Below are 17,125 nucleotides of genomic sequence, written 5' to 3'. Positions count from 1 at the left end.
CAAGTAAAGCCCCCGTTATGACGGGGGCTTTACTGCTTTTAGGCTACGATGCCGCAAACGCCGCGAGAGCAAAGAGGGCACGGGCCATGCCTATACGAGTCGTTGAACTACGTTTCTGTGACTACTGCGCTACGGAAAAGGAAGATCTAGAGGTAGAGGCAACCGACGAAATCACGATCAACGGGCGAAAGGCGCTCGTGTGCGACAAGCACGGCAAGCCGGTACGGAAGATGCTCCAGACGTTCGAGGAAGTCTCGGAGCCCGTACTAGCCGCCCAGCACGGCGGGCCTACGGCGTCGCGCCGTCGTCGAGGCAAGGCGGTCCAGGGGGACGGCCCAGCGGAACCGACCGCCGCCGAGATCCGCGCATGGGCGCTGGCAGAGAACGAGCGAGAGGGGCGACAGGTCCACGTAGTAGCCGGTAACTCAAAGCTCCGTAGGACCGTCATCGAGGCGTACAAGGCTGCACACGGCCTTTCCTGAGTCGAAGCCCCGCCTACTTCCCGGGCGGGGCTTTGCTTTGCCCAGACCGAACCAACTTGCAATCCCTCGCGCAACCGCGATACCTTCCCCGCGTCAGCAGGGTCAAGAAAACGCCAAGGGGAAGCAATGAAGAGGATTCGTATCAAGGTCGATACGGTCATCAGGGGCGCTGCGTACGCGGGCGTGTCGATGGTGGCCGGGATCGCCTTTGTGATCTCCTACAGCCACGCCTACGGGGTGGCTATCAAGTACGGGGAAAGCGGCATGGTCGCCCGGCTTGTGCCGCTCGTCATTGACGGGCTTCTGATCGTCGCGTCCGTCGTCCAGCTCGACGCCGCAAGGCGTGGCCGGAAAGCCGGTTTCCTGAGTTGGGTTGCTCTCGTCGTCGGCATTGCGCTGACCCTGGGCGCGAACGTCCTTCACGGGATCGCGCATGGTCCGGTCGGCGCCGTCATCGCCTCACTTCCGGCTATCACGCTCACGATCAGCTTTGAGCTTCTGATGCACATGATTCGCCGGGGGGCCGCCGTCGTCCACGCCGTCGAGGGCGCCCAGCCCGACGACGCCGACGAGCCCCAGGCCGTCGAGGAGGAGACGCCGGAACCGGCGCCGGTCGAGGTCGAGGAACCCAAGCAGGAGGCGCCCAAGCGCCAGCGCAAGCCGCGCGCGGGAACCGTGGGCGTGGCCGCCCATCACGTCGAGGGGGTCAAGGCGTACCTCGCGAACCTGAGCGCCGACGAACTTTCGAACGTCACGGGGGAAAGCCTCGCTTCGGTTCTCCCGAACCTCGTGGTTCGGACTCGCCGGGAAGCGCTGAAGCGCGCTAAGGCCGAAATGGGCCTGGACGGCTCTACAAAGCCCGCTGAGACAACGGCAGAGATGCTGCCTGGTATCGCCCCGGCAACGGCCTAGAATGCCGTAGAGGCCCCTATAGGGCCAGGAAGGACTAACCCATGGAATGTATTGAGGTATGCCGAACCTGCGGATGCACGGAGAACGAGTTCGCGGAGGTCTGTACCTGCGGAAACCCCCTCTGCCCGGCTAGGTGCTTCGGCAACGAGTAGCAGGCAAACCCCCGTCTATCGCGACGGGGGTTTCTTCTTTTCTGTGGCAACCAACTTGCAAACTCGTGTACACGGGTTGTACCTTGATCTGTGTCAGCAAGACCAAGGAAAGGGCAACACGATGGCTATCGAATGGGGCAACTACCCGAACGCCAACTACGCGAAGGTTCTGGAGACCGCGTCGCTTCTGAACGACGCTTGGCAGCGATGGCTCGACCGGTACGGCTTCGGTGTGCGCGTCGCAATCGGACGCCTCACAAATGAGATGTATCGGGCTCTCAACGCAGACCTTCCGAACGACTTCCGAGAGGCGGAAAGGGTCGCATGCGAGATCGCGGGAACCGTCGTCAACGACCCGGTATTCGCGAGGATCGCGAGCGAGCCGGAAGCGATGCTTTGGCTTGAGGTTCACGTGTGCGACCTTCGCCGGTCCTACCTCGTCGGGTTCGCCACTGAAGATCAGGCAATCGCGTTCATGGATCGGAAGGGCTCGTACTGCGCATTCCACGAGATCGAGCAGGCCCCGATTCGCCGGGAGTTCGGCCGAATCCTGGAAAGCCTCTACCCGACGTGTGTACACGGGTTGAGCGAATGGCTTTGTGAGGGGCCTAGCCACTACGGTCCCGGCTTGTGACCCCCTAGAACGCAAACAAGCCCCCCGCTACGGCGGGGGGCTTTGTCGTGTTCAGCGGTAGCGCGTGACCGTCGTCTTACTACGCCGGTACAGCCACACGAGAGGCCAGGCTAACCCGCACGTGAAGACGACGGCGCATATCTGCATGAGCGTCCATGCGGGCTTTGTGACGGCCTGGCGGGGATGCTGGGGTATCGGCGGGCCGTAGGGCACCGGGTAGTGCTGTGAGGGCTGCTGGGGGCCGTACGGCCCATGTGGGGGTTGCTGCGGGTAGCTCATGGGCCGGACTGTAGCGGTCCAAAAGGACATCTCCCGCCACACGTCGAGGCGCGTACACGGGTTTGATCACGGCCGGTAGCGGCCGGCCAGATTCCGCGGTGGACGTTTCCGCAGGTCGCTAGGTTGTCGACAACCGCCGGCGGGCGCGGAAAGTAATCGACATGGCGTCGCGGCGGCCAGTTCGACGCCGCCCTAGCGCGCCATAGCGTGTACACGCCTCTATTGACTCGATCCCGTCGAGGCGTTCAAGCTCTCGGGGGCAACCACACCAACGAGCGAGGGGAACCACCATGGAGCGGAAACCGCGCCTGGAGTTCGTGGGCGTAGATCCGAACAACGCCACCGACGACTGTCCGTCAGTGTTCGTCGATCCGGAGACAGGCGACTTCTACTTTCAGGGCGACCTCGTGACGGACCCTGACATTCTCGCCTGGATCAACTCGGACAGCAGGATCAAGGACACAGAGGCGGTCGTGAAGCTTCCGGCCGCCATGGCGCAGATCATCATGGAGGCGGCACGTGGCAGCTACGAACGCGGCAAGCGGCGATTCGCCGAAGGTCAGCACCCCCGCCCCGATGAAGATATTCGGACCCGACTCGAAAAAGCCGACATTCGCTGAACTACTCGGCGACTGCACGAGATCAGCCGTACATCTGGAGATTCACGACGAACACATGACCTCGGACCCGGGTTACATCGCGTTCAAGGCCGGGCGAAACTTCATCAACCATGACCAGGCTCAGGCGTGGGTCGATGTCGTTGCGCCTGCCGTCGCGAGAGGCGTAGCCGTCAGACGCGCTCGCATCGTCTCGGAACCCGTGAGCGACTACACGAGGTACATGCACGCAGTAGCGCCAGCATTCCAACTGGCCGCTGGGGAGCAACTTCGCTGGCTACCTCGGCATCTGGCGTCGTCGCTGGCCATTCCAGGCAATCCATTCTGGGTGTTCGATGATCGCCTGGTCAGGTTCTCTGTGTATGACGGTCGTGGCGAAGTGATCGGCCACCAGTTCAGCGAAGATCCCGCCGTCGTCGAGCTGTGCACGACGGCATTCGAGGCGATATGGAACCTCGCCACCCCGCATGACGAGTACCAGGCGTGAGGGGCAAAGTGTCGAGCAACCGCGCTGACTCTGCACACTGGTGCTGTGCCGTCGTCATCCTCGTCTAGCGCCCTAGCAGCCAGACAGGCGCTTGCCGGTCAGCTTCGCGAGATCCGCGAGGAAGCGAAGCTGACCGGTGACGAGCTGGCCAAAGCTGCCGGATGGCACGGGCGATCCAAAGTCTCAAAGATCGAGAGTGGAGCGCGCCCAATCTCGGCAGAGGACCTGATCGCATGGTGTCGCGCGTGCGGAGTGTCGCCCGAGCGTACGAACGAGCTGCTTGCCAGCCGCCGCGAGGCTGCCGGGATGTGGACCGATTCCCGCAGGATCAACCGCGCTGGTCTGCGCGCCGCTCAGAAGGACGTGCGCCCGATCTACGACCGGAGCGCGGCCACACGGACGTACCAGCCGAGAATGATTCCCGGGCTGCTCCAGACAAAGGCATACGCGACAGCGGTTCTCACCGCAGTGCGGCAGCGTCACAGCGTTCAGGCTGACGACGTGTCGGCGGCCGTGGCCGAACGCATGGCGAGGCAAACGATCCTCCGTCAACCTGGGCGTACGTTCGCGTTCCTCATCGAGGAGGCGGCGCTTCGCTATCAGCTGTACGACTGGGAAATACTCGAGTCTCAGCTTGCGCACCTTGACCGGGTTACTCGGCTGCCGTCTATCTCGCTGGGGATCATCCCGATAGGGGTAGTGCGAGCCCATTCGCCGCATGCCGCACCTGTCGAGGGCTTCACGATGTTCGATGACGAGCTGGTCAGCGTTGAGCTGGTTAGCGGACATCTGAAGCTCACCCAGAAGTGGGAAATTGCCCTCTATGCCGAACGCTTCGCGGCGCTGGCCAACATCGCGGTCTACGGCCATTCCGCGCGGCGGCTGATCGCAGCCGCCAGGGCAGCGCGGTAGAAGGGGGCAACAAGTGGCAACATCGTTGCCCCTGGAAAACTGCCACTTCTACCTTCGAAATCATGGAGGTCCCACACACGGCACCCACCGCTGACCTATTGGGCGAGCCGATACCGGAGGTACAGGCGGCAGCACAGAACGCCGCCCTAGATCGGGTCCTTGAGCATCTGGCCGCTACTGGTGTGCATGCGCAGCTGATCAAGCGGCTATCGGTCCAATGTGAGACTAAACCCGTCCCATTCGCCGAAAAGCTCTGGCATCCGCCACAGCTCGTCATCTACGCGGACGCGGGCTGGAGGGTGGCCACCGTGAGCATTGGCCGTCTTTCCGGTAGCTACATGGTCGAGCTGGCGCGCGTCGGCGCCGAGAACGAGTCACGGGCCGACAGGGTGGAAGTCGTACCAGTGAACATGCCGAGCCGCGTCGGCCTGCTGGTGGCGGAGAACGCCGGAGTATCTGTATGACGACGGCAAGCGGCGTGAAACCCGCCATCCAGTTCGTGCGAGCATCAGAACTGGAAGAAGACAATATCATCGGGTTTGTCTGCGAAAGCGGCAGGCTTAAGTGCTACCTGGCATCCGATGCATGTCAGCGGCCAATCTGGGGAAAAATCCTGTACATTGTTCCGCACGACCCTGTTTCGTGGCGTCCAACCTCGATCAAGGCGGGGGAAGTGTGGTTTCTGTGTGGCTTTCCTCATGGCGACACTGTGACGACTTGCGTTAAATCCGATGAACGTGTCGCAACTGACAAATCAGAACGAAGCAGCTTCTTTCACGCTGCCTGCGCAAATCTCATTCAAGCTGCCCGCGACGCCTTTGCTGGTCCTCCGGGCGAATTCAAGCCGCCATGGGAACTCTAAGCGCCCCCGGTTGAGTAAGCGTTGCCGCACTTAGCCGGGGTGCCAGCGGCCCCCGACCAGACCAGCCAGACGAACCCCCCGCAGGCGCGGTTTCCTGGCTGGGGATCGCGCCACGTGCCCGCGATCGGCGCCCCGATCTGGTCGGGGGCTCTCAAATGCCCCAGAAACACAAAAGGCCCCCTAAGGTCCAATGACCCTAGGGGGCTTCTGTTATGCGCTCACAGGCTCACTCGGCCGCGTCAGTGCGAAGCCAAGACGGCAGAAGCTTCTGAACCGCGTCGAGCGCCATCACGCGGGAAACACCACCGGCAACCGCCAGGGCGCCAGCAACCCACGGAAGCGTCTCGGGCACGCCGGAAGCGTCCACAACCATCGGGAGAACCGCAGCCACACCGATAAGGGTCTGTAGCGCGGTGCGAAGGGCTCGCTTGTTAGCATCGGTCATGATCAATCATTCCTTTCGTTAGAAGACTGGGATTCCCCAGCCAGAGAAATTGCCCGGAAGGGCAGCCAAGCTGGGCCCCGACTCTGACGTGGTGCCTACACCACCAGAGAGAGTCCAGCCATTCCCTGAATTGTCTGTAGTACTAGCGAAGTCGAAAGCGTAGAACGCTCGCAGGTTCGCAGTCCGAAGCGGGTCCTTATATGGATACTCGGCTTGCAGCTCAGTAGCAGTGAGCGTTGCGCCCGTCCAAATCTTGACGCTCGCCAGGCAGCCATTAAGCCACTCGTTGCCCCATGAACTCTCGCCGAGACGGAGATTCGCCAGGGTGGTGGACGCCTTCCCAGTCGTCCATGTTGCGGTCGTGAATGAGCCATCATTAACTGACCGAGTGACCATGGTGCCATTAGCGCCATTGACGCTGACCCCTACAAACGTCCATGTGCCAACCGTGAGAACGCGACTAGCCATAACGCCACCGCTACGAAGATCCAGCTGCAGGCCATCGCTGCCGGTTTGCAGCGTGCAGTTGTCGCTTGATGAGGCATCCAGGCTTAATGGGGTGGAAAAGGCGTCACGGTCTACCGATATTTTCAGCCACAGCGAGAATGAGAACTGAGTTTGCGCGCCCAGAGATATGGTTCTCGTGTAGTCCTGTCCATCGGCCGAGAAACGTACAGCCATCACGCCACCATGATCTGAACCGTCAGGTTCGAACCGGCCACGGTCGAGCCGACCGAATCAACGTCAACGGTCAGGTATTCGCCAACGGCGACGGTCGTAACCGACATACCGGTGACCTTCCCCGACGTATTCGAGCCTGCGGCGATAGTCGGCCTGTTGGCCTGCGTGCCGAACACAGTTGTGCCGTTCTTGTTCACGTCCACGATGAGCGCGGCGCCCGTGGGCGCGGTTCCGACCGTGGCGCGAACGCCGGTAATCGTCCACGCCGCCGCCGTGTCGTTGTACAGCCTGAACGAGCCAACGCCGGTCGCGACAGTGCCAGCGATCGAGTAGGGGAGTACACCAGGCCCCATCGGGCCAGTAGCACCGGCCGGACCCTGAATGCCCTGGATTCCCTGAGGCCCAACGTCGCCCTGGGGACCTTGCAGACCTTGAGGTCCTTGTGCGCCCGTGTCACCCTTCGGGCCTTGAATACCCTGCGGGCCAGGCTCGCCCTGTGGGCCGGTATCGCCGGGGGCACCATCGGCGCCGTCAGCGCCGGGCAAGCCTTGCGGCCCCTGAGGGCCGGGATCGCCCTGCAAGCCCTGTAGACCTTGAGGTCCTTGTGGACCCGTGTCACCCTTCGGGCCTTGCGGCCCTGTGGCGCCCGTGGCGCCCTGCGGCCCTGAGAGGCCGACGAGCGACGCGAGCCATGCCGCCTCGGTGCCCGTGAAGCCATTGCTTACGGCAACCTCGTACGCGCTCGCACCAGCAGGGCCGGGCGTGCCCCCGCCAGAGCCGGTAACCCAGGCCGTATCAAAGTTGGCGCTCGACACCTTGGCGAGGTATTGCCCTGCGGCGCCCCCGGCAGGAACGCCTACGCCGGGCGCTCCATCGGCGCCATTAATGCCGGACGGCCCTTGCGGGCCAGGATCGCCCTTCGGCCCTGGGGGGCCGGGAATCGGGGCGCCGGATGGCAGATAGCCAGCCTCGATCACGTCAGTCAGGTTCTCTGTCGCGATGACCGCGCCCATGTAGACCTCGATCAGATCAGACACCGGTGGTCACCTCGGGATTGATCTGCACGCCGCCCTGAATGAGTCGGGTCACGTCGCCGTTCGGCTCGATCAGCTCCAAGTCATAGACGCCCGTGCGCCAGGACCACGCCGCCGACGTTGCGGCAGGAAGGTGCAGAATCACGGTCCCCTCGGCGCCGCCGAGCGAGATACCGCCGTTCGTGGTGTCGAGGCGATAAAGGAGACTCCCGCCCGCCTTGTCTCGGATCTCCATACGAGCGCTGAACCCCGTGAGATCAACGGGCGACTCTCCCTTAAGCCACCGAAGGACCCTGCGAAAGGTCGCCCCCTGGTCGAGGGTGAGCCGGTAGACGACTGCCAAAGACAACTCCTCATCTGGTTACGCTCCGCGCTGGCCGGCGGGAGGTCACATCGCGCCGACCAGGGGTTTTGTGAACCGCGGCCAAACGGCCGGCTGCTGCATAGAGTGATCAAAAGCGTGTACACGTGTCGGGCTAGAGCCCTGTCAGCCACATCAGGCCGAGCGCCAGGGCGCCCAGGGCGCCGCCGACAACGACGCCCAGGACGACCGCGACGGCAACGAGCTGGCGTACGCGCCCCTCGGGCGCTCGATGCGTCACAGGGTTACCCTCGCGAGCCATGCGGCCCGCCACGTCTCGGCGTCGACCACGCCGTCACGACGGCCTAGCGCCTTTTCGTCCTGGAACCGCTTCACGACGTTCTCTGTCTCGGTGCCATAGATGCCGTCTACCGACAGGCGCCAACCGCGTACCTTCATACGGGCCTGAAAGGTCCGTACAGCAGAGCCGACAGACCCGCGCTTAAGCAGGGCGCCGGGATACTGCGGAACGGTCACAGGCGGCTTTGAGGGCTCGACCGTCGAGGGCTCCGAATCGTACGCCGGACGCCCGTAGCCGTAGATGCGGTCAGACGATCGCTCAACGGTCTTCTGATACACCCCATTGCCGTTGAAGTAGTCGCCGTCTAGCTCGTTGCCAGACGTGTTACCGCCAATGGTCGTGATATGCGTCGAGGACACGCCCACAACAAGCTCAACGTGCGTTCCGCCCCCGGGACCGTAATAAACGATGTCGCCAACCTTCGGCGAAAGGTGCCAGCGGTTGCGCGATTTGAACCACGCAACGCCCGCGAGACACGACGCCGTACACGGCGCAATGCCGGGATCCTTAGCCTTCAGGAATAGCCACGAGATGAAGACGTGACACCAATACATGTTCTGTGCCCAGCGAAGGGACGGAACCTGATCGGCATACTTGGTGTGATTCACGCCCGACTCTCGATAGCCAATCTCGCCACGGGCAATCTTGCGTACATCGGTAGCCGTAGCCACAACAACCTTCCTTACTTCAAAAGGGCCGTGATGACGGCCCCTATCGCAGTGAGAATTGAGACAGGCAAACCCCACATCCAACGCTCTAGAACGCGCAAGCGTCGTTCGTGGTCGTCGTCGGTCTTGCGGGATTCCTTCAGCTCTGACGTGAGGGTGCGAACCTCGGTAGTCAGGTCTCGCATCTCCTCATAGATCTCTCGCAGGGTTACCGTGAACCCCGGTTCCTCATTCGGTGCCATGCCTGCCTACGCTGAAATGAACGTCACGTCGAAGTAGTACCAAGTTTGCTTCCGCACCTGGAAAAAGTTCGTGATCGCACGAGCAGTAGAACCCGAACGCTCAACGTAGACGCCACTGCTTACCGGTGAGAACGAATAGCCCTGCCCGATGATGGGCATCCGGAACAAGCGTGTAGGCCCAGCCGAGTAAGGGAAGGTGAACATCACGCTATTGTCGGGTGCTAGCTCGTCGATCGTTCCTTGCGAATATGAGATCGCCCCCCAGATGTGGGTAAGGCTACCGATTCGCTCGTATCCGCTGCTCTCGAAGTACCACGGCGACGCCGCCGTAAGCGTGCCGCTCGTTATCGAGTTAGACATGTAGCTGTGAGTATGCCCCAGCGGTGAATACGTAGACTGAGCGTCCGAGCGTGTGAGATACGGCGATAGGTCCGGCTGCTTACCAATCTCGACCTTGGTGGCCGCTTCCTGTGCGTAGAACTTCTGCGCCACGGGGTCATAGCCAATCTGCCCTTCGGCCAACTGGCGGGCGCCTGTCGAGGCGGACGCCGGGGAAAGCATCTGCACGCCCGATGCAACGAACTCCCGAGCGTCCACCAAATCGGCGGGCGCTACCGTGTCACTATTCGCGCGAAGCGTGAAGTACGCGAGAGGGATTTCCGGAGACGCCCACGATCGATCGATGCCCGGGGGAGTCGAGCTGCCAACGGCACCCTTCTTTACCGCAAGAGCGACCGTGTTGGTTTCCCTGTTGAGCCGAAGAACAAGCCTATCCACGCGGATATCAGCAGCCGTGTTCGCCTCGAAAAGGACCGACTGATCTAGGTCCAGCTCATAGTGGAACCCCGCAAGGTTTGCGTGACCCGCCTTCACGAGTAGCGTGAACGGCTGCCCGGTAGTGGAAACCTTCAGTGAATCGCCGGAAGGGCCGGGGGAGTCAACGCCGTCTGTCTGCCAGCTCGACGCCATGTACGACCATTGATCCTCGGTGATGCCCGCGCCTGCTCCCGCGTCGAACGGGTAAGAACGTTCAGTCATTCGCGACCCTCCTTAAGCCTTGGTAACGGACAGATAGCTGCCCGGAAGAACGGTCAACGTGCCGTTCGGGTTCACGTACGAAATGGAGACGTTGCCCGCGCTGCCCAGACTGTTCACGAACGAGCCGAAGACGCGCACAACATAGTTCGTCCCCGACGTCTGGGCTCCAATCGATTGGGAGGGCACGGTAGCGGTTGAAACGGAAAGCGTTCGCGCCCCCGCCGTCGTCAGATAATCGAAACCCGTCCCAATCGTTCCCCCCGTACCAAGAGACGGATGATCGAGCCGAACAGAAGCCGTGCCAGACGCCGCAGCATGCCGGTAGAAAATGACGGCTTCAAACTGGTACGGCCCTCGATCCACCGGAACGGTTAGCGCGGTGTCAGTCGTAGTCGCGCCAGAAGCTACCGTCAGGTTCCCTTGCCGCCGTACGACCGTGGAACCGCCCACACTTACCGGCGTCCAGGTCGGAGTGCCAGAAGTGGAAGACGTTTGGATTAGCAGCTGCTTCTCAGCCTCATCCCACGCAAGTCCGCCAGCCGTAATGGTCGGATAGTCGTTGCTATCCGCAGACATGTAGACAAGCGTTTCGCGGAACTTCGGTATCGGCGCTTGCTCGGAAGTCGATGCGCCAGAGGGCTTAATTTTCTGGTAGAAGCGGCCCGCGTTCGCGTCGAAAAAGATAGTGCCGTCAGGGAAGTTGCTAGAAGCGCTGTCCTTCACGACGCGGATTCGCATCGACGTAAACGGGCGATAGTCCAACACCTGGGCGGCTGGCACCGCGCCGGACGCCGGGGGAACGTTGTAGGTGGCGATGCGCATTTCCGGGTTAACGCCGTTGGTGTCAACGGTCGGAGCGCTACCCCCGGGAATGCCTTCCTTCACCGCTAGGGAAATCTTGTTGGTGCCCCGGTCCAGCCGGAGAACAACCACATCGGCCCGCCACTGGGAAGCGTCCGCATTGAGCGTGTACGCGAGGGTGAGTTCCGCGTCTAGCTGGTAATGGAAGCCCCGAAAGGCCGCCCTACCGGGCGCCACCTTCAGTTCCCCAGGAACCTCTAGCGAAGTGACCTTAAGGTCCGTGCCGGACGGGATTCCGGCCACGCCGTCATCCTGCCAAAGCGAAGCCATTCCTTCCCAATCCGTCTCGGAAAGGATGGCGCCCTGCCCGCCGTCGAATGGGTAAGAACGTTCCGCCATGCCTACCTTCTAGCCTCTAGCTTTCGAATGCTGTTCCAAATCCGGCGAACCTCCTGATACAGCGTCGGCGTAGAAGACGCGCCGTCCGTCCCGATAAGAGGCGTGACGCGCGGCCCCTCGGAGCCATCCGAAAGGCGTACCTCCCGCAACACGTCAGTGATGGTTCTTCCGCCGTGAATCTCAACCGTCACGATGTCGCCCACCTCGTAATGGACGCCATAGCGGAAGTTGTCCGAATCGATCGGCGTAACGCTCAACTCACCGAGAGCCGCCGATTCCGCAAATACCTCGTCGGCAGCCTGGTCGAGCTGAGATAGCGCATCCGGGGCGGCGCCCAAGCCATCCTCAGGGTTGACCGGCTCACCATTGATGCCACGGGCGACAGGGATATCCCTGCGGTCCGCGAAGCGCTCCAGGGGCGTGTTCGACCACTCTTCGGCCACCGAAGGAACGCCGGTAATCCTGAACGCATCGACTACCAGCATCTTGCCAGCGGTGCGGTTCACGACCTTGATTTCGTGGACGCCCAACGGCAAGCCCTGAGCAGACCACCCGACATACTGGCGTTGCACGGTAACGGAAAAGAGATTCGGCGTACCGGCCTTCACGCCGTCGATGTACACGTCTACGTCGCCGCCATCCTGCGAGCGCTCCGTAAGCCACTCGACGCCCGTTCCCGTGAACGAGTACGTAGCGGATTCGCCGAGAACGCTAGTCGCGTGAATGTCTGACCAGAAGTCGCCGCCGAACTGGCGGTTCTGGTGCGCCCAGCCGCCGCCCGTGTACTGGATTGCCGGATGCGTGTTATTCACCGTGCGGGCTTCGGCGTCGTCATACTCGCGTAGCCAACGGTCCTTACCTTCGCCCTGCGCGGCCAGAATGAACCGCGTAGCGGATGGCGCCGTCAACTTGTACGTGTACGCGGCTAGGTTGCCCGCAGACGGGCTGAACGTGGCTTGCCCGGACGAATGGGCCACCGGCCGGTAAGCGTCGAATGAGAGCCTGTCTGAGGCGCCCTGACGTAGCCGCCAGCCAATACCGGCAGCCGCCGCGATTTCCTGAAGCTTGACGCCCAGCGTGTCGAACCGCGTCGTGATGCTCACACGGTCGCCCAGAGCGGAATACGGCACATCGAGCTGAGGGATAACCCTGTCGGCCCGCGCCAGCGGACCGGCGTTGACGTTCACGAGCTGGCCCAGGACCGTGGCGGCGGCACCGGCAGCCGTGTACCGGTCCGCCGTCTGGCCGTCGATCTCGGCGGTAGGGACTGGGAGCGTGACGCGCGACCACAGAAGCGTCTCGTCACTCAAACCCGTGTACACGACCTGACCGGCGCCCGGCTGGTCTGCCGACCATGTGTGATTGATGCTCCGGATAGGGCCGGACATGACCGGCGTCGGAACGCCGTCAATCCACACGATGATGCCGCCACCCTCTTGCAGGATGGCAGCCTCATTCGAATCAGCCGGAACGCTCAACGCCCATGAGCCGACCGCGTTGAAGCGAGAGATGACGTCGAGGCTCGTGTATTGCTCGACGACGCCGACCCGCTTGTATGACCTGTCGCGAGCCTCCACAAAGAATCTAGGCACTGATGAACCTCGGCAGGTAGGACAGGGTTACGGACGTTTCGCCGCCCACGCCGTCAATGTTGATAACAACCTTGTTCGTGCCGGGGGCGACTGGCCATAGGTGCGGGGAAGGGCCTAGGTACTGCCAGAGGTTTTCCCCGGTTTCCGCGTCCCGGACGGACTTGGACCGTGGGCGCGTATCGACGATGACGGCCCGCGTTTCCGAAAGGCTCGTGTTGAGACTGAACGATTGATCCGGCTGCCCGGCAATCTGCCGAGTGAACGTCATGCCGGTTGTAGGGCCGTGAATCGTCCACGTCGGGTAGGTGTCCACGTCGCCGGTAATCGTGATCGTCGATTCACCGTTGAGGCTGTGAGCCTTGTTCAGCAGTGGACGGTTCAGGAACGGGTCACCAAAGAACGGGTTCAGTTGCAGGTTCCCGGTAGTGAACCGGATGCTTTGAGACACGCCCGCGTAGAAATACGGGTCGAGCGCTCGGAACACAAGGCCGTACTTGACCCACAGGAATCCGGCGTCATCCGTACCTTCCGAACCCGTCGCGCCGTCGTAGTAGTAGGCATCAATAAACCGCCTACTTCCGTCGCCCTCGGTGAAAGTGATCCGGCAAGGCCCGTTCATCGGGTTGAGGGAAGCGAGGAAGCCCCGCTTCAACGCGAGCAGCCCCGGACGGTCCGGGGCTGTCAGCACAACGGGAATGAATAGCTGCCTCGCGGGTGCCCTCACGTGTCGCAGATAGCCGCCGTCGAGGGCGGGCATCTCGTCGTGAAAGAGCGTGAACGCGGGGGCGTCAAAGCCCTTCATCCCCGGAAGGACCATGACCCCCTCGGCCGTGTTGCTCAGGTTGTACGAACTCGTGTACACGCCCCCGACACCGGCAGCCACATCCTGAGGGGTGGCCAGCTCGACGACGGTTCGCGGCCAATCGGCCAAGAGGTCACCCCTTTCTAGGTGGTTGCGTAGAGGGCATCGGCGTAGTCGAGGACATCGACGATCTGGCGTTCCGTGGGCACGGACGGCACGGCGTTGAGCGTGATGTCGTACACGCGGCTGCCGACACCCCCTGTGACCAGGGCATTACCGGCCGGCTGATTCGTCGCAGGTAGACGGCCCGCATTCGGGTTCTGCCACGCCGGGATCGCTAGCTCGGGCGAACCCCACGCATCCGTGACGCCCTCGGCCAGGCCGGTAACGGCCTTATCGACGAGCCCCGCAGAGGCGTTGATACCGCGTGCCAGACCCATGGATAGGAACTCGCCCATCTCGTGCATCACCTTGGACGGGGAAGCGATTCCTAGGATCGACTTCACGATGTTGATCAGGTTCGTAACCATGTTGTTCCAGTTGGAGACAACCCAGTTCCAGAGCGAAACGATTCCGTTCCATAGGCCCTGAACGATCGCGCGACCGGCGTTATATAGCCAGCTTCCGGCGTAGGTGAAAGCGCCCTGAATTCGAGACGGGATGGACTGAACAAACGACACGACATCGTTGAAACGCGATACGACCGCGTTCTTAACCTCGCCGAACCACTGGGAGAACTTGCCGGGAAGCGATCCGAACCAATCGAGGATTCGGCCCACATCGGCGACCCTGGCCTTTAGCCAATCGACGATCCCGCGCCAAATGTCCTCGGCAAAATCGGATACCTGGTTCCAGTGTTCTTCCCAGTCGTCATCGACCAGCGCCAGCGCAGCCTTGAACTGTTCGATGAAGTTGTTCCAGATCGTTTCGGCGATGGCGACGATGGCATCCCAGATGCCGGAAAAGAGTTCTTTTACGCCGTTCCAGGCTCGTTCCCAGTCGCCGGTTAGTACGCCTAGAACGATATCGAAAAGGCCCTTGATCGCCGTAAGCACGCCATCGATAACGCCTAGAATGCCGTCGAAAACGTTCGCGATGATGTTGAGCAGCGGACCGCCGAAAGTATCCCAGGCAAGGGCTATGCCCTCGAATAGCTGTGAGATGACCTGTGCGGCAACCGTGATGATTTCCTGGAGCTTAGTGCCCCATTCGGAAACCCGATCCTGGTTGTCAGTGAACCACTGAACGATATCGCCGAACACGCGCGAAATGATTTCGCCCGCCTGCTGGAATAGCGGGGCGACAGTCGTATAGATGAAATTGATGGTTCGTGATAGCCAAGTGTCCTCGGAAAGCCCTTCGCCGGTAAGCCAATCGACGGCCTGGGAGATCCACGAAACGAGCTTCGAAAGGGCCGGAGCAACCCACGTCGTGATGACGTAGGCGAGCCCCTGAACGAGTAGCGAAATGAGCTGCGCCAGCGGGGGCAGGATCGGCGCGATAGCGACCAGAATCGACCCTAGGGCCGTCGCTACGGCCTGGAGTGCGCCAGACTGAGCGAGGATCGTCACCGCGCTTCCAAGCTGCCGGAAAACGGCAACCAGGGCAGGCCCGAGCGTAGCCAGGGCAGGCGCAAGCGCCTGAACCGCAGTCGTCAAGATCGGGCCGATTAGCTGGGCAATCTGGCCGATGATCGGCGCTAGAGAACCGATCCCGATTGCTAGCGCGGTCACTACCGGAATCAGCGCAGAACCGATGTCGGCAAGCCCCCTGAAGATGGCAACCAAGGTTTCCTGACCCTTGGCTGAATCCAGGAAGGTATGCACCCCATCGACGAGCTTCCCAATGACGCCCAGGGCGTCGGTTCCGGCCGTATTCATCGCACGGAACAGAGCGGCTACGATCCCGCCGACATCGCCGACGATTGCGCCTAGCTGACGGAACACGTCGAGGGCGTTTTCCATCCACCGAAGCGCATCCCCGGACGCGGCGGCATGGTAGGCAAACCAACCAAGCTTGTCCACGAGGCCCGCGATGCCGGGCGACAGATCCGAAATGAAACCGGCGCCGACGACGCCCAAATCCCGGAACCCTGATAGCAGAATGTCTATCTCGGGAACGATCTGCGCGACCGAATCGCGTAGCGAATGGAAGATGGACGAAACCGCCGATGCGGTTTGAACGTCGCCCGCGAAGTCGAGGACTTCTCGCCCAGCTTCGCCGAACACGTCGGCAACGCCGGACATCCCTTCCTTGACGTTGGGGAGCAGATTCCGGAGCTGGTCGAACTCGCCGACCAGGTGGCTAAAGAAAGCCTCCTGAACCGTCTCGCGAAGGTCGGTTACCTCGGAGCGGAAACCGTGGATCTCATACGCCACCGCGCGAACGATCGGCGGCAGCAAATCTGCGGCCTGCTGAAAGTCGATAACGCGGTTCGTCAGGGCGGCGCCGAATGCATCCTCTAGCCCCGAAAAGATCGTCGTCAGGGTCGCCTTAGCGGCGCCGAGAGTGAGCAGCAGGCCAGGGAGCGCCGCCAGGGACCCGGCAGCCGGAGCCAGAGCGGCCCCCAGGGCTAGAGCACCCTGAGCGGCGGCACCCATCGCCCCGGCTGCCGTGGCGAGACTGCCAGTCGTCAGGACAGCGCTAGAAGCCAGCTGGCCGAAGCCGGTAGCGAGGTTCCGGGCGCTGCCCAGCGCCCCGGATAGGTGCTGGGTTAGGTTCCCCTCGATGTCACGCCCAGCCTTAGACGCGCTCTCAGAGACACGCGTAAAGGACGTGCGTAGGTCAACCTCGACGTCACGACCGAAGTCCGAGATGCGCTCTCGGGCCTGGGTGCTGAAACCGTCGCCGAACTCCTCGCCTAGCTGCTGGCCAATGGTCGAACCCTTGCCCGCGAACTCGATGTCGTTGAACGCTGCTAGGGCGTGGTCCCCGAACCGGGAAGCGAAGTTCTCGCCGAGACTGTCGCCCAGCGAATCGCCGATGTTCCGGCCTAGATCGCCGGTAAGCGGCTTAAGCTGCCTCTCTAGCTGGTCGCGAAGCTGCTTGCCGAAGTCCTTCGCGATTCGTGGGCGGATCTCAACAAAAGCCTCACCGACCTTGGTCTGTGCCAACCCCCTTACCTCCCGGTTGCGCGCGCAATAAAGGCGCTCACATCCTTTGCGGAAGCGAAGCGCCTAGGTTCTTGATCAGATGTTTTTTCGGATGTCTTCCGTCCGGGGCGTTGCACCGGATCGGGGAAGGGGTTCCGCGTCCCCTTGGGGGAATTCGCCTGCGTGAATTGCCAGTTGGAAACCTGGAGTAGGTCAACGGCGGAAGCAAGCAAGTAGTCTGCCGGGTTCCATCGCGCCTCATCGCCGTGCAGGGCGATATGAAGGGCGGAACCGTAAGGGAGACCCGCCAGCAGGGAAACCAGCTTGCGAAT

At 62.1% G+C, this 17,125-nt stretch carries 19 protein-coding genes; 8 read left to right on the top strand and 11 right to left on the bottom strand.

Features of this window, described 5'->3' with window-relative positions:
• The first annotated feature begins 17 nt into the window (after positions 1 to 17).
• From ABN273_RS06940 to ABN273_RS06905, 8 genes are all read left to right on the top strand, one after another.
• Positions 18 to 482 carry a hypothetical protein gene (locus ABN273_RS06940; RefSeq protein ID WP_349447806.1) on the top strand — a complete coding sequence of 155 codons (465 nt, stop codon included), beginning with the start codon at positions 18 to 20 and terminating at the stop codon, positions 480 to 482.
• A 126-nt stretch (positions 483 to 608) separates the two neighbouring features.
• Entirely contained in the window at positions 609 to 1,394 is a 786-nt protein-coding gene (locus tag ABN273_RS06935; RefSeq protein WP_349447805.1) for a DUF2637 domain-containing protein, read from the top strand.
• A gap of 273 nt (positions 1,395 to 1,667) precedes the next feature.
• Positions 1,668 to 2,180 carry a hypothetical protein gene (locus tag ABN273_RS06930; RefSeq protein ID WP_349447804.1) on the top strand — a complete coding sequence of 171 codons (513 nt, stop codon included), beginning with the start codon at positions 1,668 to 1,670 and terminating at the stop codon, positions 2,178 to 2,180.
• A gap of 569 nt (positions 2,181 to 2,749) precedes the next feature.
• Positions 2,750 to 3,079, top strand: coding sequence for a hypothetical protein (locus ABN273_RS06925; RefSeq protein ID WP_349447803.1), 330 nt, complete (start codon positions 2,750 to 2,752; stop codon positions 3,077 to 3,079).
• Positions 3,036 to 3,563, top strand: a complete 528-nt coding sequence (locus ABN273_RS06920; RefSeq protein WP_349447802.1) for a DUF6879 family protein — start codon at positions 3,036 to 3,038, stop codon at positions 3,561 to 3,563. Before ABN273_RS06925 ends, ABN273_RS06920 begins: the two co-directional genes overlap by 44 nt.
• Before the next feature lie 45 nt (positions 3,564 to 3,608).
• The gene (locus tag ABN273_RS06915; RefSeq protein ID WP_349447801.1) at positions 3,609 to 4,475 is read left to right on the top strand and encodes a helix-turn-helix domain-containing protein; all 867 of its coding nucleotides are present in this window, start codon (positions 3,609 to 3,611) and stop codon (positions 4,473 to 4,475) included.
• Positions 4,476 to 4,537: 62 nt separating this feature from the next.
• On the top strand, positions 4,538 to 4,939 hold the full coding sequence (locus ABN273_RS06910) for a hypothetical protein (RefSeq protein ID WP_349447800.1): 402 nt from the start codon (positions 4,538 to 4,540) through the stop codon (positions 4,937 to 4,939).
• A complete protein-coding gene (locus tag ABN273_RS06905; protein ID WP_349447799.1) occupies positions 4,936 to 5,337 on the top strand; it encodes a hypothetical protein in 402 nt (133 codons plus the stop codon). The genes ABN273_RS06910 and ABN273_RS06905 overlap by 4 nt, the downstream gene beginning before the upstream one ends.
• 226 nt (positions 5,338 to 5,563) lie before the next feature.
• Here ABN273_RS06905 and ABN273_RS06900 read toward each other — a convergent pair whose 3' ends face one another.
• The 11 genes from ABN273_RS06900 to ABN273_RS06850 all read right to left on the bottom strand — a co-directional run bounded on the left by ABN273_RS06900 (position 5,564) and on the right by ABN273_RS06850 (position 16,814).
• Positions 5,564 to 5,782, bottom strand: coding sequence for a hypothetical protein (locus tag ABN273_RS06900; protein ID WP_349447798.1), 219 nt, complete (start codon positions 5,780 to 5,782; stop codon positions 5,564 to 5,566).
• An 18-nt stretch (positions 5,783 to 5,800) separates the two neighbouring features.
• On the bottom strand, positions 5,801 to 6,463 hold the full coding sequence (locus ABN273_RS06895; RefSeq protein ID WP_349447797.1) for a LamG-like jellyroll fold domain-containing protein: 663 nt from the start codon (positions 6,461 to 6,463) through the stop codon (positions 5,801 to 5,803).
• Positions 6,463 to 7,500: a collagen-like domain-containing protein gene (locus tag ABN273_RS06890; protein ID WP_349447796.1), complete on the bottom strand. Its 1,038-nt coding sequence runs from the start codon at positions 7,498 to 7,500 to the stop codon at positions 6,463 to 6,465. The genes ABN273_RS06895 and ABN273_RS06890 overlap by 1 nt, the downstream gene beginning before the upstream one ends.
• On the bottom strand, positions 7,493 to 7,840 hold the full coding sequence (locus tag ABN273_RS06885; protein ID WP_349447795.1) for a hypothetical protein: 348 nt from the start codon (positions 7,838 to 7,840) through the stop codon (positions 7,493 to 7,495). Before ABN273_RS06885 ends, ABN273_RS06890 begins: the two co-directional genes overlap by 8 nt.
• Positions 7,841 to 7,973: 133 nt before the next feature.
• Positions 7,974 to 8,099 carry a hypothetical protein gene (locus tag ABN273_RS06880; RefSeq protein WP_349447794.1) on the bottom strand — a complete coding sequence of 42 codons (126 nt, stop codon included), beginning with the start codon at positions 8,097 to 8,099 and terminating at the stop codon, positions 7,974 to 7,976.
• Entirely contained in the window at positions 8,096 to 8,830 is a 735-nt protein-coding gene (locus ABN273_RS06875) for a C40 family peptidase (RefSeq protein ID WP_349447793.1), read from the bottom strand. Before ABN273_RS06875 ends, ABN273_RS06880 begins: the two co-directional genes overlap by 4 nt.
• A gap of 245 nt (positions 8,831 to 9,075) precedes the next feature.
• On the bottom strand, positions 9,076 to 10,107 hold the full coding sequence (locus ABN273_RS06870) for a hypothetical protein (protein ID WP_349447792.1): 1,032 nt from the start codon (positions 10,105 to 10,107) through the stop codon (positions 9,076 to 9,078).
• Between the two features lie 12 nt (positions 10,108 to 10,119).
• Positions 10,120 to 11,307 carry a hypothetical protein gene (locus ABN273_RS06865; protein ID WP_349447791.1) on the bottom strand — a complete coding sequence of 396 codons (1,188 nt, stop codon included), beginning with the start codon at positions 11,305 to 11,307 and terminating at the stop codon, positions 10,120 to 10,122.
• A 2-nt stretch (positions 11,308 to 11,309) separates the two neighbouring features.
• Positions 11,310 to 12,899, bottom strand: coding sequence for a Gp37-like protein (locus tag ABN273_RS06860; RefSeq protein WP_349447790.1), 1,590 nt, complete (start codon positions 12,897 to 12,899; stop codon positions 11,310 to 11,312).
• A complete protein-coding gene (locus tag ABN273_RS06855) occupies positions 12,892 to 13,830 on the bottom strand; it encodes a phage tail family protein (RefSeq protein ID WP_349447789.1) in 939 nt (312 codons plus the stop codon). The genes ABN273_RS06860 and ABN273_RS06855 overlap by 8 nt, the downstream gene beginning before the upstream one ends.
• Before the next feature lie 14 nt (positions 13,831 to 13,844).
• The gene (locus ABN273_RS06850) at positions 13,845 to 16,814 is read right to left on the bottom strand and encodes a phage tail protein (RefSeq protein WP_349447788.1); all 2,970 of its coding nucleotides are present in this window, start codon (positions 16,812 to 16,814) and stop codon (positions 13,845 to 13,847) included.
• Between the last annotated feature and the right edge of the window lie 311 nt (positions 16,815 to 17,125).

This window comes from Nonomuraea sp. B19D2, assembly GCF_040137845.1.
In the GTDB taxonomy this organism is placed as follows: Bacteria; Actinomycetota; Actinomycetes; order Streptosporangiales; family Streptosporangiaceae; genus Nonomuraea.
This window is presented reverse-complemented; position numbering and strand designations above follow the sequence as displayed.